Genomic DNA, 23,925 nt, shown 5'->3' on the forward strand with positions numbered 1-23,925 from the left:
TCACCTCATTTCTTCAAAGACTTTTGTTAGATTATTAAAATAATTACACTCATAAAACTTCTCGATCGATTTTTTTATATCCGTTGTCTGAAAATTTTGAGACTGTTGATACATCGTTAGCATGGCTTCTTTCAACCCCCTAACGTCGCCGCTGCGATACAACAGACCATTGCACGTGACCACTTCATCTTCAGGACCGGTGGCAATGTCAGAACTTATCACCGGCAAGCCTCGTGAGAGTGATTCGAGGATCGACATTGGCAGACCTTCGTAGGTCGAGGTCAAAACAAAGGCCGTTCCCGTCGTTATTTGCGCCCACGGATCGTTGCTCCAGCCTTTGAAATACACATTTTCTAATCCCTGCTTGATCACTAAGAGTTGCAAGTCTAGCACCTCCGTCCCACTGCCCCACAGCTCCAGCTTAGCCTGTGGAAGTTCTTGACTCAGCATTGCAAAAGCCTCGATCAGTTCGTGGAGATTTTTTTGGCGTCTAGATTCAAGACGGCCCACATAGACAAACTTCGGTTCTGAGGAAGACTGGATAACTGCTGAACTTTCAGCGACAGGATTGAAGACTGTAAATATTCGGTTGGCTGGAATCCCCAGTGTCATGAGTTGTCTTCTGATCCCAGTCGAGATAGCCAAGTGATAATCAGCTTCTTTGAAGACAGTCGACTGTTCAGTGAATTTGTGTTCCAAAGAAAAATGTATCCACGAAACGATGCGATAGTGCTTATGAAAAATACTTCTGACTAGCTTGGCCAGCTTGATATAGTTTGGCGAGAGCACGACGATGTATTGGGTTCTAGTAAAGATAAGATAGCTAACTAGATTGATGATTCCGACATAGCGCATCCAGTGATTATTGAATATCCTGCAACCGTAATAATAATTTTTTTCATGACCGAAGACATTGCTATCACGATATGCGAAGGGCAAAACAAACTTGACCTGCGGTGTATCTCGCTCAGAAAAATACCGATCCCACTTACGCAGCACTGTCTCTGTACCACCGATATAAGGTGGAAAAAAGTACGGTACGATCACAGCCAATGACTTCATCTGACCACTCCACTCAAGTAGATATTTTCAGTTCGATTGACCATGGTCATGACGTCATATTTAGCTGAGAAGAGTTTGAAACTAGCGGCTGCATACTTATCTTCATCCGCTATCACCGTTTGGAAACTGGCGACCAAGCGTTGTTCGTCATTCAAAATATCATCCGTCAACAAGATACCGTTGCCGTCAACTAATTCACGGTGACCGATAACATCTGTGATGATCAGCGGCATTTTTTCAGAGATGGCTTCCAAGACTGAGAATGGTTGACCTTCGTAACGAGAAGTCGAGACATAAATATCCGACTTGATTAAATATTCATACGGATCCCTGCGATAGCCCACGAATTTCACCCTGTCTTCCAATCCTTCTCTAATGACCCTCGCTTGCATCTCATTCAGTAACTTACCGTCGCCGACCCACGTGAAAACGGTATTGGGAATGGCCTTGGTTACGACTTGGGCGATCTGAATGAACAGTTCTGGGTTCTTTTGATAGTCGCACCTAGCCACATTGACGAAGTTGATCTGCTGATGGGTCGCCTTTTGGATCGTTGGTGTAGGTACACCGTTATTGATGACGACCGACTTATCTTGCTTAACCAGCTTGTGGGTCAAAGCGTATTGTTCTTCTTGGTCAGAAACGTGGATCACCTTAGTGAAGAATCTGCTCATGAACTTCTCTGCCAGCTTCAAGACCCAATCCTTGAAGAAGCCGCGAGCAACTTCCGAGTAGTAAGCGTGTGGAGTATAGATCACTGACGGTCCATGGCGATAACGTAATTTGTAAAGCACCATCGTGATCCCTGCGATCGTACTGTGTGCATGAACGATTTGGATTTTTTTAGCCCTGATCAGTTGGTGCAGACAGGGGATGACCGACATAAACTTGAAGATATGTTTGGGAAAATCAGACATTCTATTATCAACTAAGTATTTTCTAGGGATATCTGAATCCCGTCGATTACTAACGAGCGTGATCATGTCGATATCTTGAACATTTTCAAATTGGTTCAAATAGTCTATTTGTCGCTTAACTCCGCCGCCATAGGCCTCACATATTTCTAAGACTTTCATAATCTCACCCCATTAATATGCTCCATTTGGTTTGAAGAATACCCTCACCGTGCGCATCAAAAGGTACAAGTCGAATCCCATACTGGAATGGTTGATATACTCCAGATCTAATCTGATCATCTCGTCAAAGCCGACGTCACTACGACCGCTGATCTGCCACAATCCCGTACAGCCCGGCTTCACGTCTAGACGCTGTAAGTCATAGCTGCTGTATGATTTGACCTCCTCTGGCAGTGGTGGCCTGGGACCAACTAAGCTCATTTCCCCTAAAAAAACATTTAGTAGCTGTGGTAATTCATCGATGCTATATCTTCGAATGAAGTGACCGACACGTGTAATACGTGGGTCTGATTTCATCTTGAACATTGCCCCGGACACTTCGTTTTTTTCTTGTAAATTCTTTAATTTCTCGTCAGCATCGACACACATCGAGCGAAACTTGAACATCAAAAACTCTTTTTGTAGCTTACCCAACCGCACCTGCTCATAAAACACTGGTCCGTGTGGATCTTCTAACTTGATCGCCAATCCGACGACCAAAAAAACCGGCGATAAGACTACCATGCCTGTAAAACTGGCTACAACATCAAAGCCTCGTTTCATCACTCGATAAAAATAGCGATGCTGTAAATAAGTTATATCAATTGAAACTTTTGGATATTCCATTAACAAGACCTCAGAAACTTTCCTCCATCAATTCCGATCTTGTAATTGTTATTTTTTATTTTCCGTATAATATCCGCCATAATAGATTCCATAATAACTACTGGAGTTGCGTTCGGTCACGCGATTCATGACCGTTCCTAAGATATTGGCGTGGACCATTTCCAACATCTCTTTAGCATGCTGGACTCCAGACTTCTGAGCGATCCCTTGTGGAACTACCAAGATGACTCCATCGACTTGCGTGGCTAGCACCTGCGTATCAGTCACTGTGTTCACCGGTGGTGCGTCAAAGATCAAGAGGTCGAATTGTTCCGACAGGATCTTGATAAATTCTTGCATCTTGCTACTGCCCAATATCTCAGCTGGATTCGGTGGTATCGGTCCACTGGTGATGACGTATAGATTATTGATCGCGGTAGTTCTTATGACCTCCTCCGGTGTGGCGTTTCCCAGCAAGTAATTAGATAGACCTTCACGATTGTCTAGCGAAAAAGTCTGATGAATCGTCGGGCGTCTGAGATCAGCGTCGATCAGTAATGTCTTGGAACCTTGATTAGCACAAGTGACTGCCAAGTTATTACTCACCGTGGACTTGCCTTCAGAGGGTGCCGACGAAGTAAAAACTAGTGACTTGATTTTTTTGTCGATCGACGAGAACTGAATATTCGTACGGATCGTACGAAACTGCTCTGCGATCATGCCCGTGGGATCAGTGTAGGTCACTAACCCAATGCCAAATTTTTGGCTATTATTATCAAGCTTATTCTTTGCTCTGAACACGGCTTACACCCTCCTGTGTTTGATCAGTACCGCGCTGTCAGTATCACGACTAACACTCTGAATGCCCTTGGCTTTGAACAATTTGTCATTGATCTCATCGACTTGACCGAGATTGGTCAAACCAAGATCATTCGCCAAGAAGTCGCTGCTGGTAACTGTCTTGTCCGTCATCTCTCTAATGAAGGCAACGATGATCCCTAAGACTAGACCTAGCACTAAGCCTAGCAACAAGTTCAAGAGTTTCTTAGGACTCACTGGCTTAGATTCAGGTGTCGCTACGGATACGACTGAGACATTATCGATACTCATGATCTTGCTGATCTTAGTCTTAAAAACCTGCGCCGTGGTATTGGCGATAGTCGCGGCAGTATTAGGATTCGATGACTTGGCAGTCAGCGTGAAGACTTGCGAGTTTTGCTGATTACTGATCGAGATAGATTTTTGTAACTGTTCTACGCCGCCGGGATAGCCCGGATAACCATTTAACTTTTGATCCACCGGATTCAAGACCGTTGGGCTAGTGATGATATCCTTGTAGGTACTGATCATCTGCACGTCAGCCTGAACTTGCTGGAACTGGGCGTCTTGCATATCCCCCGACAACTTACGATTAACTAATATTTCTGTGCTAGCTTCGTATTTGGGAGTCATGACGAAGAAGGTGACTAAGGCAGATGCCAAAATCGTAATAACCGTTGTGATGACAATTAGCTTGAAGTGCTTGCGCAATATACCGAATATTTCTAGTAAATCAACTATGTTAGCACTGTTTTGACCTGATTTCACGATTGCCCTCCCAGATACTTTTTTAACTATAAAATTTATTTTTTAATACAAATCTTGTAGCTAGGTTATATGATAAAACATGTTTAAACAGATGATATAATGAATAGAATTGAAATTACAAAACGTCTATCGAGCAAAAAAAATACACCTAGGCAAACGCCTAGATGCTGTTGAAAGTATAGGGAACTATCTCGCCAAGATTGTTGGCTAACTTGTAATAAAAAATAACTGAACCGACGATCAGCAAGGCGACGGAAAATCCCAAGTACCAGATCCGCTGATGAGTGAATCTCTGTGACAGTAATCGGATCATGTTGGGAATGAAGATGACTGAATAGATCGCAAAATAATTGGCCATCCGGATGATCAGCTGTGATCTCATCCCAACGATATATAAGACGGCTCCGATCGCTGTCATGAAAGTAGCAAAGCCTAAGGTTTGATCGGTTAATATTTCTGTGGAAAATACCGCTACTACGATCAGTAGTAACAAAAAAATCCCCAAAACTAACGTCCCACCGCCAGATTCCAAGACCGTGTCCGTGTACATGATATAGTGATCGAAGATATCCGAGAAACTCGCTAAAACATTGCTCAAAAAGAAGTTGGACAGCGCCGCCATAAGAATAGTTATGCTCAAGAGCAACTTGGACTTCTTGATATACCAGATCACATATCCGATGACGGCAAAAATAGCCGTACTGTGAATCCCGACTGCAAAGGTGAATAATAATATCGACCAAAAAATTCTTTTTTTTGACAACAACGCCATCGCGAAGCAAGCTATCGACACTGCCAACATTTGTCGCTGAATATTGAAGCTCTCGAAATAAAAATAAAACGTCAGATAAATAAATACTGCCGTGAATAAATTACCATCGTCATTGAGTAGCTCGATCGACTTGAGAATCAAAAAAACTGTCAAAAACGACAGTATCAACAAGAATACTTGATAGTTGTCTTTAAAAACCGCAAATACGGATCGGCTCAATAACGAATAGAGCATGGCTCCATTGCCATTGAAGCCGTTGTTTTGATTCAGATAATAACAGACATACTGATAAGTATCCGTTCCGACATAGTACGTCCGCAATCCCATCAAGAATGATAGATGGCACCAGATCAACCAAAAATAAATTCGTTGATTCTTGAGATGCGTGTCTACCAAAAAGCTATAAACAAAAAAAATTAATATGTTGACCGAGTAAAAAATCATTATTCTTACCCCACAATTATCTTTGTGAGTAAGAATAACTCATTTGTTTAAACATTTCTATCCTGAGGTATCAGTCAAAAAAAATAAGCCATGACTAGGTCACGACTCATATTGAATTCATACTTATTATTCAGCTGTCTTAACTAAGCACTCCGTTACGATCATCTCGTAAATCAGATAATTCATCGATTATCTTCTGGTACCTATCTTCTGGGATACGTCTATCGCCAGATTCGTATTTTAAAAATCTATCCAATGGGATATTCAGTGCTTCGGAAGCTTCTTTTTGTGACAAGTTTAATTCTCTTTCTAACTTGATTATCTCAAGCGATAGATCAAACTGCTTAGATGCAATTGCATTCCTCAAGTATTCATTGTCTGCAATTATAGAGGAAGTTGAAAATCCATTTGTTCTCAATTGAAACATCCTTTCGGTCGCATAATAAAATCAACGTTCCAATATGGATTCTAACATTTTTTAATGTAAAGTTCATTTACAAACCATTTTTTGATCTAATTATAAGCACGTTTCGTGAGATGGGCATAGTGTTTGTACAGGCCAGAATATCGACCACGATAATCCGGTTTCCACGGCTTGTCACGACCGCAAAAGTGTAAGACGACCGTGTGCTCGATCACCCAATCTAGGGTCCATTCACCTGCACTCAAAGCCAAGTACCAAGCACTCATCCGAGCATCGTAGTTGTAGAGTTCATCGGGTATTTTTTTGAATTGATGACCGTACAATCCGTTCAAAACATCCTGATCGGGCAAGACCAAAGTCAGCTTGTTCTCTTCGATATAGTCAAAAATATCTTGAGCCTTGACCTGCTCGCGGATCTTGGGCAGATTCATCAAGAGAATGCCGGAATTGTAGTAACTCTCAGCGTCGTAGTTACCTAGTCGTAATTTATTGATCGAATCTGTGACATCATTCGCAAAAGCCGAGTGGCTGGCAGCCGCATACAGATTATCCTCAAAATCCAAATTGTATAGCGGTAATAAATTATTGATAACTAAAATATCTATATCTAAATAAAGAATCCGGTCTAAATCAGCAGGTAAATAATCATGGGCTAAGAGCCGATAATAGATCGTAGCCGGATAGCGATCCGTAACTGGCGCATCCTTGAACAATTCCGTACCGATGATGATCGGATGGTATTCGATGTTGTTTTTTTGACAAAACTCAACGATCTGGTCGGTCTGCTTGAGTGGTTCTTTTTGAATCACGTAGATCGATAATGGAACTTTAGGTGTATTAACTTGAATGGAAAATAGTGTCGTTAATAATTGATCAACCACATTATCATCGATTGCAAATAGTAAGTTCATGTTGATCCCCCTCGCTTGGTATCTAATGTTATTGTATCATTGTGACATATCAAAATATTAGGGGAAATCATGATTAAATCTATCAATTACGACACGAACTTTTTATCACAAAAATCCACTCCGGCGACTCCAAACGATGCCCAGACTGTCACTGACTTGCTCGACACTTTGAACGACCATAAAGACCACTGCGTCGGTATGGCCGCCAACATGATCGGCGTCAACAAGCGTATCCTAGTCTTTCAATTGGGGATGATGCCGATACCGATGATCAATCCAGTCATTATTCAAAAAAGCGGCAAGTACACTGCCCAAGAAGGCTGCCTGTCCTTAACTGGTGAACGTTCAGCTACACGTTATCAAAATATCAAAGTTAAATACTTCGATCGAAACTTTACTGAACATACACAAGACTTCGAAGGTTTCGTAGCCGAAATCATCCAACACGAGATGGATCACTTCGAAGGTATCCTGATCTAACTCTTGTCCAGATTCAGCTCTGACTCAGTAGGTTCAGTGATAGCTCTGACGACCGTCTCGACCGCATCGAACAGCGGACTGTCCGCACTGATGCCTGTTTCAGAGAAGCGCTCTTGCCACCAGTCGATCCTTATCTGTTGCACCTTCGCAACTATCGTCTTTCCCGTCTCCGTCAATAATAAGTTTTTAGTTTTACCAACACCGTCGACTTTGCTCAAGTAATCGAGTTTTTGCATTTTATTGATTTCACGAGTTGCCAGACCCTTATCGACTACTAGCAACCTTGCTACTTGATTCTGACTTATTTGTGGATAATCGCCGATCGATAACAAAATACAGGCGGCGGTCGGATTGAGCTTTAAATCATCAAATTTTCCTTTTGTATCCTTATAGTACTGTCTATGTAAGATAGAAATATCTTGCGCAAGGTATCCAATATTCTTCATAATTATCTCCAAGTCTTACGTGTTGACAAATCAACACAAACGATTTATGTTATTAACAATAACATCACTACAAGTGAATCTCAAGGAGGATATTCTCAATGTCAACGAAGAAGAATGGTTCTGAAGCTTTATTTAATTCAATGATCAATCAAGGAGTCAAGTATGTGTTTGGACTTCCCGGTGCTAAGGTGGACAAGCTGTTTGATTTGATGGAGTACAGCGACAATCCCAAAGCTCCTAAGCTGATCATCACACACCACGAACAAAACGCTGCCTTCATTGCATCTGGTATCGGCCGTTTGACTGGTAAGCCCGGTGTAGTCGCTACAACATCTGGACCCGGCGTCTCTAACTTAGCCACTGGTTTGATCACAGCTACCTCTGAAGGTGATCCAGTCGTTGCCCTTGGTGGACAAGTTCCTCGTAACGACGTTGCCAGACTAACTCACCAGAGTATTCCTAGTAAGGAACTACTCAGCTCAGCTACTAAGGACAGTGTCGAAGTTCAAGATTCTAATAACCTATCTGAAACTTTCGCTAATGCTTACCAAACTGCTATGGCTCCCAAGTCCGGTGCGACTTTTATTTCATTACCAAAGGACGTGCTTGACGACGAAGTCACTGTACCAGAGATCAAGAAACTAGCACCGATCCAACAAGGTAGTGCAAGTAGCGAGATCGTCGATCAAATCATCGAGAAGATCAAGACGGCTAAGTTGCCAGTCATTCTAGCCGGAATGCGCTCATCGAGTGAAGAAGTAACTGATTCCATTCACCATCTATTACACAAGTTCTCAATTCCCGTCGTCGAAACCTTCCAAGGTGCTGGAGTTATTTCTCGTGACCTTGAGAAGAACTATTACGGACGTGTCGGCCTCTTCAGAAACCAAATCGGTGATGCCATCCTCAAAGAGAGTGACTTAGTGCTTGCCGTTGGTTATGATCCTGTCGAATACGAAGCTAGAATCTGGAATGTCGATCGTCAAGGTGAAGTTATCAACCTAGATAGCATTGCTCCAGAAATCTCCAACGAATATCAACCAGACTTGATCGTTCAAGCTGACATCGCTAAGACTATGAGAGACATTGCTCACAAATTGCCAGCCGACATCTCACTCAGTGCCGACTTGAAGGACCACCTCCATGACATGCAAGTCAACTTCTTGTCACAAGACAAGGTGCCTGCAAGTGATCCTAAAAAAGGCGTTCATCCCCTAGCCATCATCAATGCCTTACAAAATCAAGTAGACGATGACACGACTGTTACCGTCGACGTTGGTAGTCTATACATCTGGATGGCACGTCACTTCAGAAGCTACAAACCACGTCATCTTCTATTCAGTAATGGTATGCAGACACTTGGAGTCGCACTACCTTGGGCTATCGCTGCCGCCTTGGAACGTCCCGAAAAACCAGTCGTATCAGTAGCTGGTGATGGAGGCTTCCTCTTCTCAGGACAAGAATTAGAGACGGCCGTACGTCTCAACTTAAACATCGTTCAATTAGTTTGGAATGACGGTTACTACGATATGGTCAAATTCCAAGAAGTAGCTAAGTATGGACGTTATTCTGGTGTTACCTTAGGTAATGTAGACTTCGCCAAGTACGCTGAGAGCTTTGGAGCCACTGGTATGCACGCCGAAACCGCCGAAGAACTAAAAACTGCTCTAAAGAAAGCCTTCGAAACTCCAGGACCAGTAGTGATCGACATCCCTGTCGATTACACTGACAACAAGAAGTTTGCTTCTGCATTATTGGAAGACGTCTTAAGCTAGTCAGATCTAATCAGCTAAATTCAGGAAGGATGGCATTCATGTCAAACACAAATGTACTTTATCAACACGGAACCTTAGCCCTACTAGTCCCCGGATTACTAGATGGCACACTGACTATGAAGGAATTACTCAGTCATGGCGATACTGGTATCGGTACTGGTGAAGGCCTTGATGGTGAGCTGATCATCCTAGATGGCACACCGTATCAAGTCGATAGCGATGGTAATGTCAATATCGTTGACGGAACCTTCACGCTCCCCTTCGCCAACAGCCACTTCGGTGATTATGCCGAAATGCTACAAGTAGAAGATATCAAGCGTGATGAATTGCAACAACAGATTTCAAGTGCCGCAAAGAGCAACAATACTTTTTACTCTGTTAAAATAACCGGTACCTTTAAGAATATGAAGACACGAGCCGTCCAAAAATCGGCTCAACCATACAAGTCACTAGCTGAAACCGCTGAAAAACAAAGTATCTTCACCAAAGATTCAGTCGCAGGTACCTTGCTCAGCTACTATTCACCAGACATCTTCGATGGTGTGGCGGTAGCTGGATTCCACAGTCACTTCATGTCCGACGAACACGACTTCGGTGGTCATATCTTAGAATTCGAATCTGTCACCGGCACCGTCAGCGTTCAACAATTCGATAGCTTAGAACAACATCTACCAACTGATAACAAATCCTACATGGAACATGACTTCTCAAAAGATAATATCCTCGAAGCCATTCATGATTCTGAATAGAGACCACAAAAAAACTTGAGCCTAGGCTCAAGTTTTTTATTTTGCATTCAATGCTGCTACGATCTCTGCTTCGAACTTTTCAGGTTTAGTAGTCGGTGCATAGCGTTCGACCAGCTGACCATCACGTCCGATCAAGAACTTGGTGAAGTTCCACTTGATCCGACCGTGACCAGAAGTTTCTTTTAAGTAAGTGAACAGCGGATCTTCCTCATCGCCATTGACCTTAACTTGCTTCGTCATTGGGAATGTTACACCGTAGTGCATTTGACAATATTCACTCGTTTCATCATCTGAACTTAATTCTTGATGGAATTGGTTAGATGGCAATCCTAAAACTTCCAATCCTTGCTTATGGTACTTCTTATACAGTGCTTCAATGCCCTCAAGTTGTGGAGCCAACCCACATTTACTAGCTGTATTGACGATCAAGACTACTTTACCCTTATAATCATTAAAATTTATCTTTGAGCCGTTCATTTCTATCTCTGAAAAATCATAAATGTCTGCCACTTTGCATCATTCCTTCCATATTAATGCCATTATACGTTTAATATGGAGAGAATATAACTATTTTGATTTATTATTATTCCGAAATCGTCTCTACCCAGTTATTCAATAAATATATACTGATGGCGGATTCAACGATCGCGATTCCTAAGAACGCCAAAACGGTAGTGATGAAACTAACAGAGAAGTTGGCACTAGTGTCCGTTATTCTTCTCATCATAGCTCCGAAAACGTATATAAATAATGAAATCTCAGCAATATTAAAAACAATAACAATTGAACGTCTAGTAGAAGGTATGAACTTCGATATTGTGCGTATTACCAAGTGCGACAAAGTAACTGTCGTCCAAACAAGAATGATAAGTGATGCAAACAGTGCGAATAGTGCTAAGGCCATTTTTATTACATCGCTAGATGATATCATGCCATTGAGCATCTGCATATAACCTGACCAATCAAAGGTAGCTGTCAACAAGTAGATTACCACTTCGACCACCACAAGATATAGATAGGAGACTATCGACGATAATAAATTAGCGCTATAAAACTTCGTATCACTGATCGGCATCATCCGATAACTGTCGTAATTGTACTCACGTTCTTGGATCGTACACATCATGACGAAAGAAATCAAAAATGCCAGCATGGACCAATTAACTGCGATACTTAGAGGAGCTCCCATCGTAAACTGACCTTGGACCGCCGTCCAGATGATACTTACGATAATAGCTAAAACATTGATCATCAGAATATTATTCATATTGCGGAATTTTTCACCGAACATTATTTTAAAAACATTGCCAAAACTAGTCATTTTGTTGACCCCCTTCGTCGTACAGGCTCTCGTAGAATTCCTCGATACTCATATTGGTCTCTTCACGAATCTCATCAGCCTGTTTGTGGCAATTGATAGTCTGGTCTTTGACAATGATGACCTCATCTAAGATCGAAGATATCTCAGATACATAATGATCACTGATGATCATCGTTGAATTCTCTGGCTTCCATTTGATAATACTGTTGATGATCTTCTTACGGCTCATGCTGTCGATCCCACCAAATGGTTCATCCAACAAATACAAATCTGCTTGGCGTGAAAGAGTTAAGGCTATAATCAGTTTTTCTTTCATACCTTTTGACAGTGACGATAGTTTTAAGTTCTTATCTATCTCCATGAATTCGATCATGGCATGCGACCTTGCGATATTGAAATCTGGATAGATATTTTGATAAATATCAAATATCTTTCCTACCTTTATCTGCTTAGGGAAACCACTCAGACGTTCCGTAAAGCTGATATGACTCTTACGTTCGGCTATCTTACTAGCACCAGCTACTTCGATCTCACCATTACCATGAGCTACGCCAATTATCAAACGCATCAAAGTCGTCTTACCGGCACCGTTCTCGCCTAGTAAGCCAATGATTTTGCCGCTATCGACAGTCAAATCAACGTCACGTAAGATTTTTTTTAATCCATGGGTATAATTCAATCCTTTAATTTTTAACAACTCACTCATGTTGTTCACCTCTATTTATCATGTAAGTTTTCATTTCTGACAATATCTCATCATCACTCAAGTTCAAGTCATGTAATTGTTGATAGGATAGATCCAATTGCTCATTGATCAATTGTTCTTTTAATCCCTCAATACTATCAGTATCGGTCGTAACGAAATTACCCTTACCACGTTGAGATTCAATGATCCCTTCTGACAGCATCTCAGCCAATGCCCGCTGAACAGTATTGACATTGACCGTTACGTCGAGTGCTAATTGCCGGACTGATGGTAACTTCTCACCCGGTTGAATCGTACCCGTGACTATCTGATGATAAAGGTGATTTTTGATTTGATAATAAATTGGTACCTTATCGTCAAATTGCATTTCCACCCCTCCTCTACTGTACTAGTTTACTATTACAGTGTAACTCTTCGATTCTTAAAGTGCAAATTTAAATAATTAGTTTGAATAATTATATTTTTTATATTGTGCTATTATTGATAATAATAAGTATACTTTTTGAGTATTTATCGTTATTTATGAGGGATAGGAGTGTTAATAATGAAAGAAAAAAGGGTCTTTGATCTACCTCCAAACTACAAAACCGATAAGAAGTGGCTTACTGTACCGTTAGTAACTGCCTCCGTCATCGCTGGGTTATCATTATCAACCCCTGTCCACGCTGATGTTACTGACAACGCGACCTCAAATAGTGAGCCAGCACTGGAAAATAGCAATCAAAAGGCCACTACCGATACAGTGGACAATACGCCAAGCGATACGACTAGTTCAAATGATGATACTTCTAGTAGTGATAGATCTGTTAATGACCAAACTGAGGATAGTAAATCTAATAATGACGACACCTTGAAATCCTCGACCGTTGATAGTTCAGAAAATTTGACCAAAGCTGTGACTCAATCTAATGCACTAGATCCGTCTGACAGCTCGGAGAATTCAGATGACCCAAATGGTTCAGACACAACCAGTGGCACCCAGACTAGCACTGATAATCAAGGTAACAACACTAGTACCGATGCGACAACTGAACCTGCGACGACTGACCAAACTACTGTCCCAGAACCTACTACAATTTCTGCTATACCAACACTTGCTAACTTCTACATCGACGCAACAGGAAAATACGTCCTATACAATGCTAAGGCCAAGGCTCAATTTGCCCCTTACATCACTGAGCGCTTAATTCCAGGCGACCAACTCTATGGTTTTTATTTAGTATTGCCATTATCTATCACTGGTAACTTAGCTGAATTCCAGACTGGTGCCAACAACTACGTCACTGACTTAAACAATCAAACTGATCCTGATATTAACATCAGTAGCTTGACCGTCTACCAATTAAATAACACATCCGATGGCAGACAGGTATTTTATTTCAAACCTAATGATGGTGCATCAGTTATTAAATCTGTAGACAAAAAAACCGTCCCATATAAAAATAGAACGAAGATGAAACTTCCAATCACTACTGGAGCTGACATTGACACTACCCCAAAAACCGTCTCGTTCAACGCTGGCAATAAAGATGAACTCAAAGATTTCGGTGTGCTCTATGCTGGTGTGGGAGATAACACTTACTCCAAGGGGGGCTATTCAACAATTGCATCCAGTGATTTAGGGAGTAATATACCCGATAAAAACATCTTAGGTATTGCACTGACATCTGGTAGCGGCGTATCAATGAAGAGAACGTTAACTTACACTCACGTAAATGTCACTGATACATACAATGTTAAGTCTGCATCAGATCCAACGGGCGCAAATCTTCAAACTATCACAAAGAGCGGTCAAGATGGAACTACCTATTCACGTGCAGACTTACTGGCAGATTTACAAACAGCATATCCTGACAGTCAATTCAATATCGACTCTGGAACTATGACTGACGAAATCAAGCTGATGCCTACTTCACTGGAATCTTCTACTACGGCTGGAATAGCTGGTAATACTTACACGATTTACGTAGATGACAGTAAACTACAAACCACAGGACCTATTTCACTAACAGTTGGACAAACTTTTGACCCCACGGCTAATCTTACGTTGACCGATTCTGGAGATTCTAACATTACTGGAAATTCAGCCTATACAGATGGCAAGCTGACTTACAACCTTACTGACAGCAGTGGTGCAAGTGTTACAGATATGACGGCAGCTGGTACATACACCGTCACTTATTCTTACGTGGATTCATTAGGTAATACTGTCACTACTACTAATACGATTACGGTACTCGCAAATAATAGCGCCCTAACGACTAAAGACCTGACGATCAACACTAACGATCCTTGGAACTACAAGGATAACGTCACAGGGGTTGTCGATAATGATGGAAACGATGTATCAGTTGATGGCGCTGATATAGCAGCAACGTACTTAGACGCCAACAATCAGCCATTAGACACGATCGATACTTCCGTTACCGGAGTCTATACTATCAACTACACCTATACCGATCCTTTAGGCATAGCTCACAATAACATTGCTTCTGCCAAATTAACGATCGTAGCTAAGCATAGCTCCGGTGGTTCCGGATCTAACTCTGGCAATGGTTCTAGTGACAATAATTCTTCTGGTGATAACCATACCGGAGATGATGGTTCCTCGAATAACAATGATCCTGATGGCAATACTTCTGGCGACAATGGAACTGGTAGCAATGATGATCCCTCAGATAATAATTCTAATGGAAATGATAACAATAATTCTGACAACGATTCCGACAACACATCAAATAACGATAATTTACTAAGCGACAATACTTCTACTTCTGGTAACAACCCTGACAGTGCACCTGATGGTTCAGTTCTCAATACTGACAACTCAGTTGGTCTAATTAAGAACTATCCTTCAGACTCATCCAAAGGCAAATTGCCGCAGACAGGCGAACAGACTACTTGGTATGCTCAACTGGGGATGTTGTTACTGACAGTTGCGGGTGTCTTAGGATTCAAGCGCAAAAAAAATGAATAATCAAAAAATGACGATCCTTTGAGGAATCGTCATTTTTTTAGCTTATTATCTCATCAGTCTATTAGCTACGCGTAGTCAATGATTATCTTAAAAATAAAAATTGGCACCCTTTTTTATTAACCAACTGGCACTTGGTTTAATACTTAAAAATACTAGAATAGTGACTGTGCTAAGGATTACGGCTCCCAAACTTTGGCCAAGGCGGCACCAGCGGCTGTGATCTGCTCATCGGTCGTCTGACGAAAGCTGAGTATCACGCTCTGATAAGTCGGCTTCAGGTCATGCCAGCACCGATCAGGATTGACTATGCCCACTCCCACATTAGCGGCTTGCTCGATCAGTTCATTCACGGAGTGTGAGCTCTTCAACTGAAACGGCACGAATGTCCCTGCTTGACTGCCAATGCTCCACATCCAGTCGCCAAAATACTCATTCATCGTCTGAATCAATAACTCTCGACGATTCTTAAAAACGATCGTCAGCTGACGGCTGAAACGCTCGAATGAATCATTGGCAATCAAGTAACTGAGGATATGCTGCTGCCACTCAGAATTACGATTAGGTAATGAACCATATCGTTGTTGGAACTTATCCACTGTTTCAGGTGGGATGACTAAGATACCCATGCACAAGGCTGAGCCTAAGGTATCATCGAAATTTGTGTAATAAAAACTATCTTGACCCTGCAAGTAATGTTGGATGGCTGGGGCTGGATGTCCATCATAGATCAGTGCTCCGTCAGTATCTAGCTCGATCAGGTAACTGTCACGTGTTCGTATCTCCTTGGCAAGTGACTGTCGTTGCTCGTCAGATAATCCTTTGCCATCTGGAAAATTATGCGTAGGAGCTAGGATGTATGCTTGTGCCTCCGGTAAGTCAGTCAATGAACGAAAGTTCACAGTCGTAAGATCCAGCCGTTGCCAGACATCTCGGGCATTCGGTGCGATCGGTTCTGCCACCGCTAGTGGTCGTAGACTGTCAGGTAATAAATTGGCGATAATCCCTGCCGCTTCATTGAAGCCACTAGTAACGATGATTTGTTCCGGTTCAGCTTGAATCCCTTTTAGTCGGGCCAATAGTTGTGACAGTTGCTGACGATATTGAACATCTCCATGTGCAGGCTGAATATGGGTCACGCCTGCTCGCATGACCGCCTGTTCTGCCTCTAACCACGCTTGTTTAGGGAACAATTGTAGATGGTCGTAGTCTTCAGTGAAATCGAGTGAAAATCGTGGTGCTTGAATGGGACGCAGTTCACTCTGTTGTGAAATCAAGATGGGGAGTTGTCGCGCCACGTGATATCCTGAACCGGGACGACTGACCAAGTATCCTTCTGCCACCAAGTCCTGATAGGCGTGATCGACAGTATTGCGACTGACTGCCAAACTCTTAGCCATGAATCTTGTGCTAGCCACAGCTTGGTTCGGTTGGCGAATGCCGGTCTCGATCTCAGCCCTAAGTTGCCGATACAACTGATGATAGATTTGTTCCTGACTTGAACGATCGATTCTTATCAATGATGACACCTCATATCTTCTTAATTAGCTAAATTGTACCAGAAAGGAATTTACATAATGAAAGTTTTATTGATCAATGCTCATCCAGACTACCAAAATCCACAACGAACGGTGAATCAACTGATGAATCACAGTATTCACGAAATCAAAAAATCAAATGACATTGAATTAGAACAGTTAGATGTTTATGATACCCAAAACTCCATCCCTCCTATCACTGCTGAAGTAATGAATCATGCCGAAATAGTTCAAGATGCTCAGGCTAAGCTGATTGCTCAATGGAAGCGTGCCGACTTGATCATCATCATGATGCCAGTTCACAATTTCAATATCGTGACTAAACTAAAGGATTACATCGACAATATCTTCATCGCTAGACAGACTTTTAAGTACACCGAAAATGGTTCAGTCGGCTTACTCGATGGACAACAAAAAGTCCTCTACGTTCAATCCAGTGGTAGCGACTACGAACACGACTTGCGTTACGTGAACGCTGACTTCGCCCCACATTATCTGCGAACGATTTTGAACTTCATGGGCATCAGTCAAATGACCCTGATTCGAGCACAGGGATTGGACCTAGCCAATGCGGATAAAACTGCCATCATCGAACAAACTAAGCAAAAAATAACTACCTATCTACAAAAAGAGCTCCCACAAAAGTAGGAGTTCTTTTTAGACGGCGTCGTTCATCTCACGACGTTTATTTTGTTGTTCCCACAAGTTGATCACTAAAGAGATTATCATCATGATCAAACTTACTAACATAATATTACCCAAACCATTGTGGAGTATCACTCGCATCTGCGGAATTGCGTGTGCCGGCAACGATGTGACACTGCTGGCATCACTCAGTTTATTCATCATCTTCATCGAGATGTTGCCTTGACTGTCGGCAACACCTTTTCTCAAAGCATTATTCATGATCAAACCAAAAATCGAAGCCATGAAAGTTTGGCTCAGCATTCTGATCAAGAAACTAAATGATGTGGCGACGGGGACGTCTTTTTTGATGGCATCTTGTTGTACTTTAACTTGTAATTCATTAAAGCACATCCCGTTACCGAAACCTTCAAAGGCGGCGGCTACTAGCAAGACCCAATACGGCGTCTTGATGCCGAATAATAACATCAGGATAAAAGATATCGTCAAAGTAACTATCCCTAAGGAAATGACCCATTGGGGTGACAAGTATCTCCGAAAGACTTCGACTGAACCTGAACCCATGAAGTTAGTGATCGAACCGGGAATCTGGGTCGCCCCACCAATCAAGGCGGTAGTACCTAACAATCCTTGAGCCCACATGGGACTATAAATCAAGAAGCCTACGAAAGCTCCCCAGATCAAGGCGAACAATACGAAGTCAACGACTAGTTCTCGATTTTTGAACAAACGATTGGGGATGATCGGATCCTCAACCGTCTGTTCGTAGCGTAACATGAAGCCTAGACAAATCGCTGCAAAGACTATCAATCCTAAGACTACTACCCAGCTAGAACTACCGATCAACTCGATCCCAGTCAATAGGCTGACTAGTCCAAAGACCATCAGTGTGATACCGACGTAATCGACTGGCTTAGTCTCAGGGTTCTTATCCGCAAGTTGATAGAAGATCTGAACTAAAATTGCTGAAATAATACCGATCGGCACGTTGATGTAGAAGACCCAGTGCCAACTGAATGTATCGACTAAGTAACCACCTACTAGTGGTCCGGCGATAGTTGCCATACTATAACTAGCAGAGACGAAACCTAGGACTCGCATACGTTTACGGGGATTTTTGAACAGGCGAGCATAAATAATATAAGGCAGAGAAACCACCCCACCATTACCGATCCCAGCAATAGCTCGGGAAATGATCAGAAAGGTCATATTTGGAGATAGGCCCTCTAATAATGACCCGACCACGAAGAAGACAGCTGCCAATTGGTAGCTTTTTTTGTTACCGATATGTTCCCCCAGCTTGCTCCAAAGAGGTGTACTGACGGCGGTACCTAATAGAAAGATGGCAACGATCCACCCCATCATTTCAATTCCGTGTAAATCAGAAATAATTGCAGGTAAAGCTGTATTAATAATTGTATTATCTATACCACTCATGGCATTTGATAGTAACAATGCAAAGGTGACAATAATGACATTCCGTTTTGACAAGTGAACCACTTCTTTCTGAAAATAAACATCATGTCTTTTATTCTACACTTAACTCTTAGAACTACTAATATTCATTTAAAAATTTTTAAATAAAAAAGCCTGAGACAGAAGTCTCAGACTGGAATAAAATATCTAATACGTTAATACCATAGATTAGTCGATCACAACGATTGCTTTGATAGCTTCACGATTTTGCATTGCTTGGTAAGCATCGTCGATATCATCAAGTTTGAAACTCTTAGTGAAGACTTTTCCGGGATGGATCTCTCCGTCCAATACGGCCTTCAACAATAGTTCCTTATCATAAGTAGTGACTGAAGCAGGACCACCGGCAAGAACTAAGTTCTTAAAGAATGACTCTGAGAGATCAAGTTTTGGTGTATGTGGAACACCTACACGACCTACAGTAGCACCGGGACGAATGATCTTGATGGCTGTATCAGTTGATAGTTCAGTACCAACGCACTCTAGTACGGCATCGGCACCTTCACCATTAGTCAAGTCCATAACTTTTTGAACACCTTCATCACCACGTTCAGCGACCACATCAGTTGCACCGAATTCGATGGCTAATTTTTGACGATCTTCGTGACGGCTCATGATGATGATACGTTTGGCACCACGCATCTTAGCTGCAATTACAGCTGATAGACCAACGGCACCATCTCCGACAACAGCGACAGTATCACCTGATTTGACATTTGCCACACGGGCAGCGTGATATCCAGTTGCCATAACGTCAGATAGTGCAAGCAATGAAGCCAGCATTCCTTCGCTATAATCCTCTGGTTTACCAGGTATCTTGATCAATGACCATTCGGCGTGTTGATAACGTGCATATTCTGATTGCATGCCATTACTGAAGTTGTCAGTATGGTTCAAGCAACCACCTTCAAAACCGGCACGACAAGCGGCACAGTGACCACAGCCATGTGTGAATGGTGCGATAACAAAATCGCCCGGTTTCACAGTTGTGATATCCTTACCAACTGACTCAACGATCGCGATAGCCTCGTGACCATCATTAGTAGAGTTGGCAGGTTTTTCGTCGAAGCCACGATAAGCCCACAAGTCTGATCCGCAGACACAAGTACGAACGATATGAAGGATCACATCATCATCGGCTTGAATCTTAGGCATGTCAGCTTCTTGTACTTCCACCTTACCGGGTTTGATAAATACAGTAGTTTTCATATATAATTTCCTCCAAATAATTTAGCGATAACGGCTAATACTTCTCTAGTATAGTGCTTAAAGTTCACTTTAAGGCAAGAAGAAATTATAAATATTTTAGCGTCGATTTCTTTTTTTGACTTGATTGATGAGGTTCTTCATCTCATTTTTACTACCAAAAAGTCGTTTGACTTTTTCATTCTCTAATTGACGAGAGTTCAAACCCTCATATGAGGTTTCATTTTGTAACTTCTGATAGCTCTTGAGACGCTCGACATCTAATTCTCCATCCTTTATCGCACGTTTGACAGCACAGCCCGGCTCGGAGGTATGAGTACAATTTCGAAAGCGACACTGCTGTGATAACTCATCAATATCTTCAAAAGTTCTTGAGAGGTCTTGTGTGTGAACTTGTAATTCTCGCATTCCCGGAGTATCAATCACAACTCCTCCTTGTGGCAATAATAATAATTGTCGATGCGTCGTGGTGTGACGACCTTTATCATCATCCTCACGAATCGAGTTAGTTGCCAAGACCTCCTCTCCCATCAGTTGATTGATCAAGGTAGACTTGCCAACACCTGAAGAACCGACAAAGGCAACCGTCTTGCCTGCTGTTAAGTATTGACTGAGTTCATCCAAGCCTGATTGTTCGGTCGCGGAACAAATAATTATTTCAACACCAAAGCAGACTTCTTCCAGCTGTGCCAGTTTATCTGCCAAGTCATCACAGAGATCTGCCTTCGTCAACACTACTACGGGTACAGATTGGCTATCCCAAGCAATTGTTAGGTATCGCTCCAATCGTCGTGGACTGAAGTTTTCATTCAGTGACATGCAAATAAAAATCGTATCAATGTTAGTGGCGATGATCTGTTGACCATTGCCCGTAGTCCCTCGAGCTAGAACACTCTTTCTAGGTAAAATATCATGGATGATGACTTGATCTGAATCTGATACCATCACCCAGTCACCGACGGCTGGAAAATCCACCGAATCAGTCGAATTATACGCAAATTTCCCTGAAACTTTTGCCGTATTGCTCCCATCATCCGTCATCAATTGATAGATATCGCGGTGTTGAGCCGTAACACGTGCAATCCTTAAAGATGTGAATTTTTGAGCTGCCTGCTCAAAATTTGTAGTTAAACCATATTTTTTTAAATTAATTTTCAATGTAATAAATCCCTTCGCAAAGTTTTGCACCCTGCCTTCGGGGACGAAGAAACGCATTGTAATATAAAAAAAGGAAGCCGCTGAGTGGCCTCCTTAAATAAGCGAACAGAGTTAGTCTCTTCGTTCACGCATAAGGCCATTAGGGTACACAAAATAAACAGAATGATTTCATTTTTTCTGTTATTTGATCCTAATTGATTCTGCCTTAGGCAATGAACAACATACACTTTCCTCCATTTATATATTGATGATAATTTACAATATATTTATCATCATGTCAAATTTATACATAAGTTAATGACTTAGTTCAGCTATCAGTGTTTCTTATAAAGAATAAATCCTGTCAAACTGCTAACAGCTGCAAGGATCATCCCCCAAATGGTCATGGTAGTCGAGCCTTGCTCACCTGTCTGTGGGAAGCGATTGGCAGTATCGACCGTTGAAGTAGTTGCTTGACTATCAGTTGATTTTGTTGAAGTTAAATTAGTTGCTTGAACACTCGCCGAATCAGTTGCCGAACTAACGACCGCCGGTTTTGTAGGATGGTTATTGATTGTTTTATTAGTCATTTGCACAGGAGTTGCAATCATTGGATGATTATTTTCCGCAACACTTTCGGTCACAGTTCCACTTGATTGTAAGCTGGCATCACCCGTGACGGTAGATGAAGTATTACTATCATCATTCGTTGAGGCGTTGGTTGAAGCACCTGTATCATCGTCTGTGGAAGTATCAGTCGTGCTATCTTCACCGTCATCTGTTGGTGTATCAGTGGATGTATCATCGTCATTAGTAGCTGTATCGGTAGAAGTATCTGCATCACTCGAACCAGCAGAATCGCCCGTATTACCAGTGTCAGAACCTGATCCAGATGACGAACTTGTCGGAGCTTTAACTGTAACAGTAGCCGTTTTAGTGATATATTCACCATCATTTAACTTGTACGAGTATGTGACGGTATAAGTTCCAGCCTTGGACGTGTCGATATTGTTGGTTTCCGTGATTTCGTCAGTAACATCACTCGTCTTGTCGAGTGGTGAGGTGGCAGAGACCAGATTGTCGTTGGCATTCCACGTATCACCAACGGTCAGTGTCGAATCAGAAGTATCAAGGACTTGTCTAATCTCAACTGGCATGTAGGCTCCGGCCACATTGTTGTTGTACAAATAATAGTCATTCTGTGAACCGCTGGCATCAATAGCAACAGAATAACCTTCCGAATTGATCAATTCCTTGATAGCGCTCAAGTCCAGCTGCATTCTTGAGCCACTGTACAGAGTAGTGGCGTTGTAGTCTGTTTCATCGTTAAAATTCTTATACTTCAGCAAGCCTGAATCGGCTGGCACACCTAAGCTACTCAAAATCGAAGTATTGAGATTGCTATAACTTCCGTCAGCGTTAGTAGTTACTCCCGCAAATCCAGTATAAGTAACAGGGATCTCTTGACCAAAAACAGCCTGAACTGTATTGGTGGTACCTTTAGATGTACTGCCGTAATTGTACGTGCGCAACTTAACCGTATTACTGTAATCGGTAGTTCCAACAGTGTCCAAACCTGAGACGGTGACTGGCGTCGTTATCTCTAAACTAGAATCAGCCGCCATAGTCCCCTTGGCTTGAATGGCCAACAAATCTGCCCAAGTATAACTGTCCAAATACGTATTCAAAGTGACATACTTACCGCTGGTCCCACTGTATGTAACTGTCAAACCCAAACTAGTAGGATCGACATTGAAAGTTGACTCATCACTGACATTTACCGTGACAGTGTCCATTGAAGTCGCATAAGCTTTTGGCATCAAATAAATATCGTTGACCTTAACGCTTGAGTCAGAATCATTAGTCAAAGTGCTTTTGATAGCCAAATCATCAGCCACATCTACGTTGATCAAATCCTTGTTGGAGCCGGTACTACTACCGACCGAACCTGTCTCGCCATTGGCTTTGAATTGAGAATACGCTGAAACACCATTAGCAGTCGGTTCAGCAGTTGTATTAGTGGAATCTTTGATGATCGCTGCAGTAGAGCTATTCGTGTCAGTTGTAGTAGCGTCATCTGTGTTACTGTCCTCTGTCCCCGACGAATCAGAAGTAGCACTCGTGGCGTCGATTGCTGTTGCAGTGATTCCTGTGATATCGGAATCACTATTTGTCGTATCTGTTGATGCTTTGGAAGTATCTGCAGTATCAATTGCTGTATTCACAGTATTTTCGGCGGTCTCAGTATTAGCACTCGTGGTATCCGTCGATATTTTGGTAGCATCAGATGAGTCAGCTGTCTCACTTGATGCAGGCGTCGATGAGTTACTTGCAGTTGTTTGTGAGGTAGTTGAAGCTGATGATGTTGCATCTGCACTAGCTGTACTATCTGCTTTGACGATCGTAGGCCCTGATACTACCATCAATGACAAGACCGCTGTGCTGATCAATGAAATCCGCTTTGTATTTTTCGAAATTTTAATTATCTTTAAATTTCTCATAACAATTCACTCCAGTCGAATAATTACATAATAATTATCCCCCCGGTTAA

The 23,925-nt window shown here is 42.1% G+C and carries 23 protein-coding genes; 5 read left to right on the forward strand and 18 right to left on the reverse strand.

Annotation, left to right across the window (positions count from 1 at the left end; translation table 11 throughout):
* The 8 genes from AC27FM_RS07595 to AC27FM_RS07630 form a co-directional block, all read right to left on the reverse strand.
* Positions 1 to 1,062: a glycosyltransferase gene (locus AC27FM_RS07595; protein WP_487087132.1), complete on the reverse strand. Its 1,062-nt coding sequence runs from the start codon at positions 1,060 to 1,062 to the stop codon at positions 1 to 3.
* Positions 1,059 to 2,138, reverse strand: coding sequence for a glycosyltransferase (locus AC27FM_RS07600; protein ID WP_487087133.1), 1,080 nt, complete (start codon positions 2,136 to 2,138; stop codon positions 1,059 to 1,061). The genes AC27FM_RS07595 and AC27FM_RS07600 overlap by 4 nt, the downstream gene beginning before the upstream one ends.
* Before the next feature lie 12 nt (positions 2,139 to 2,150).
* Entirely contained in the window at positions 2,151 to 2,804 is a 654-nt protein-coding gene (locus AC27FM_RS07605) for a sugar transferase (RefSeq protein WP_487087134.1), read from the reverse strand.
* A gap of 48 nt (positions 2,805 to 2,852) precedes the next feature.
* Positions 2,853 to 3,584, reverse strand: coding sequence for a CpsD/CapB family tyrosine-protein kinase (locus AC27FM_RS07610; RefSeq protein WP_487087135.1), 732 nt, complete (start codon positions 3,582 to 3,584; stop codon positions 2,853 to 2,855).
* A gap of 3 nt (positions 3,585 to 3,587) precedes the next feature.
* The gene (locus AC27FM_RS07615) at positions 3,588 to 4,370 is read right to left on the reverse strand and encodes a YveK family protein (protein ID WP_487087136.1); all 783 of its coding nucleotides are present in this window, start codon (positions 4,368 to 4,370) and stop codon (positions 3,588 to 3,590) included.
* Positions 4,371 to 4,530: 160 nt separating this feature from the next.
* Complete coding sequence (locus tag AC27FM_RS07620; RefSeq protein WP_487087137.1) at positions 4,531 to 5,586, reverse strand: EpsG family protein; 1,056 nt, start codon at positions 5,584 to 5,586, stop codon at positions 4,531 to 4,533.
* Positions 5,587 to 5,725: 139 nt separating this feature from the next.
* Positions 5,726 to 6,004: a helix-turn-helix domain-containing protein gene (locus AC27FM_RS07625; RefSeq protein ID WP_487087138.1), complete on the reverse strand. Its 279-nt coding sequence runs from the start codon at positions 6,002 to 6,004 to the stop codon at positions 5,726 to 5,728.
* Between the two features lie 95 nt (positions 6,005 to 6,099).
* Positions 6,100 to 6,921: a glycosyltransferase family 8 protein gene (locus tag AC27FM_RS07630; protein WP_487087139.1), complete on the reverse strand. Its 822-nt coding sequence runs from the start codon at positions 6,919 to 6,921 to the stop codon at positions 6,100 to 6,102.
* A 69-nt stretch (positions 6,922 to 6,990) separates the two neighbouring features.
* On the opposite strand from AC27FM_RS07630, the gene AC27FM_RS07635 reads away from it, so the two are divergent.
* A complete protein-coding gene (locus tag AC27FM_RS07635; RefSeq protein ID WP_487087140.1) occupies positions 6,991 to 7,401 on the forward strand; it encodes a peptide deformylase in 411 nt (136 codons plus the stop codon).
* Here the strand turns inward: AC27FM_RS07635 and AC27FM_RS07640 are convergent.
* On the reverse strand, positions 7,398 to 7,847 hold the full coding sequence (locus tag AC27FM_RS07640) for a MarR family winged helix-turn-helix transcriptional regulator (protein ID WP_487087141.1): 450 nt from the start codon (positions 7,845 to 7,847) through the stop codon (positions 7,398 to 7,400). The genes AC27FM_RS07635 and AC27FM_RS07640 overlap by 4 nt on opposite strands.
* 98 nt (positions 7,848 to 7,945) lie before the next feature.
* Between AC27FM_RS07640 and alsS the strand changes: the two genes are divergently transcribed.
* Entirely contained in the window at positions 7,946 to 9,622 is a 1,677-nt protein-coding gene (gene alsS / locus AC27FM_RS07645) for an acetolactate synthase AlsS (protein ID WP_487087142.1), read from the forward strand.
* A 38-nt stretch (positions 9,623 to 9,660) separates the two neighbouring features.
* The gene (gene budA / locus AC27FM_RS07650) at positions 9,661 to 10,371 is read left to right on the forward strand and encodes an acetolactate decarboxylase (protein WP_487087143.1); all 711 of its coding nucleotides are present in this window, start codon (positions 9,661 to 9,663) and stop codon (positions 10,369 to 10,371) included.
* Positions 10,372 to 10,407: 36 nt separating this feature from the next.
* Here budA and AC27FM_RS07655 read toward each other — a convergent pair whose 3' ends face one another.
* From AC27FM_RS07655 to AC27FM_RS07670, 4 genes are all read right to left on the reverse strand, one after another.
* Positions 10,408 to 10,881, reverse strand: a complete 474-nt coding sequence (locus AC27FM_RS07655; RefSeq protein WP_487087144.1) for a glutathione peroxidase — start codon at positions 10,879 to 10,881, stop codon at positions 10,408 to 10,410.
* Between the two features lie 73 nt (positions 10,882 to 10,954).
* Positions 10,955 to 11,692: a hypothetical protein gene (locus AC27FM_RS07660; RefSeq protein WP_487087145.1), complete on the reverse strand. Its 738-nt coding sequence runs from the start codon at positions 11,690 to 11,692 to the stop codon at positions 10,955 to 10,957.
* Complete coding sequence (locus AC27FM_RS07665) at positions 11,685 to 12,398, reverse strand: ATP-binding cassette domain-containing protein (protein ID WP_487087146.1); 714 nt, start codon at positions 12,396 to 12,398, stop codon at positions 11,685 to 11,687. The genes AC27FM_RS07660 and AC27FM_RS07665 overlap by 8 nt, the downstream gene beginning before the upstream one ends.
* Positions 12,391 to 12,765 (reverse strand): GntR family transcriptional regulator, encoded by a 375-nt coding sequence (locus AC27FM_RS07670; RefSeq protein ID WP_487087147.1) that lies wholly within the window; start codon positions 12,763 to 12,765, stop codon positions 12,391 to 12,393. Before AC27FM_RS07670 ends, AC27FM_RS07665 begins: the two co-directional genes overlap by 8 nt.
* Before the next feature lie 177 nt (positions 12,766 to 12,942).
* On the opposite strand from AC27FM_RS07670, the gene AC27FM_RS07675 reads away from it, so the two are divergent.
* Positions 12,943 to 15,375 (forward strand): LPXTG cell wall anchor domain-containing protein, encoded by a 2,433-nt coding sequence (locus AC27FM_RS07675; RefSeq protein WP_487087148.1) that lies wholly within the window; start codon positions 12,943 to 12,945, stop codon positions 15,373 to 15,375.
* Positions 15,376 to 15,551: 176 nt separating this feature from the next.
* Here the strand turns inward: AC27FM_RS07675 and AC27FM_RS07680 are convergent, their stop codons facing one another.
* Complete coding sequence (locus AC27FM_RS07680; protein ID WP_487087149.1) at positions 15,552 to 16,892, reverse strand: aminotransferase-like domain-containing protein; 1,341 nt, start codon at positions 16,890 to 16,892, stop codon at positions 15,552 to 15,554.
* Between the two features lie 57 nt (positions 16,893 to 16,949).
* On the opposite strand from AC27FM_RS07680, the gene AC27FM_RS07685 reads away from it, so the two are divergent.
* Positions 16,950 to 17,558 carry an FMN-dependent NADH-azoreductase gene (locus AC27FM_RS07685; RefSeq protein WP_487087150.1) on the forward strand — a complete coding sequence of 203 codons (609 nt, stop codon included), beginning with the start codon at positions 16,950 to 16,952 and terminating at the stop codon, positions 17,556 to 17,558.
* A 9-nt stretch (positions 17,559 to 17,567) separates the two neighbouring features.
* Here the strand turns inward: AC27FM_RS07685 and AC27FM_RS07690 are convergent, their stop codons facing one another.
* From AC27FM_RS07690 to AC27FM_RS07705, 4 genes are all read right to left on the reverse strand, one after another.
* Complete coding sequence (locus AC27FM_RS07690) at positions 17,568 to 19,046, reverse strand: MFS transporter (protein WP_487087151.1); 1,479 nt, start codon at positions 19,044 to 19,046, stop codon at positions 17,568 to 17,570.
* 153 nt (positions 19,047 to 19,199) lie between these two features.
* On the reverse strand, positions 19,200 to 20,240 hold the full coding sequence (locus AC27FM_RS07695) for a zinc-dependent alcohol dehydrogenase family protein (RefSeq protein ID WP_487087152.1): 1,041 nt from the start codon (positions 20,238 to 20,240) through the stop codon (positions 19,200 to 19,202).
* Positions 20,241 to 20,336: 96 nt separating this feature from the next.
* Positions 20,337 to 21,395 carry a ribosome small subunit-dependent GTPase A gene (gene rsgA / locus AC27FM_RS07700; protein WP_487087153.1) on the reverse strand — a complete coding sequence of 353 codons (1,059 nt, stop codon included), beginning with the start codon at positions 21,393 to 21,395 and terminating at the stop codon, positions 20,337 to 20,339.
* 314 nt (positions 21,396 to 21,709) lie between these two features.
* Positions 21,710 to 23,875: a bacterial Ig-like domain-containing protein gene (locus AC27FM_RS07705; protein WP_487087154.1), complete on the reverse strand. Its 2,166-nt coding sequence runs from the start codon at positions 23,873 to 23,875 to the stop codon at positions 21,710 to 21,712.
* Between the last annotated feature and the right edge of the window lie 50 nt (positions 23,876 to 23,925).

This window comes from Companilactobacillus sp. y65-5, from assembly GCF_057541095.1.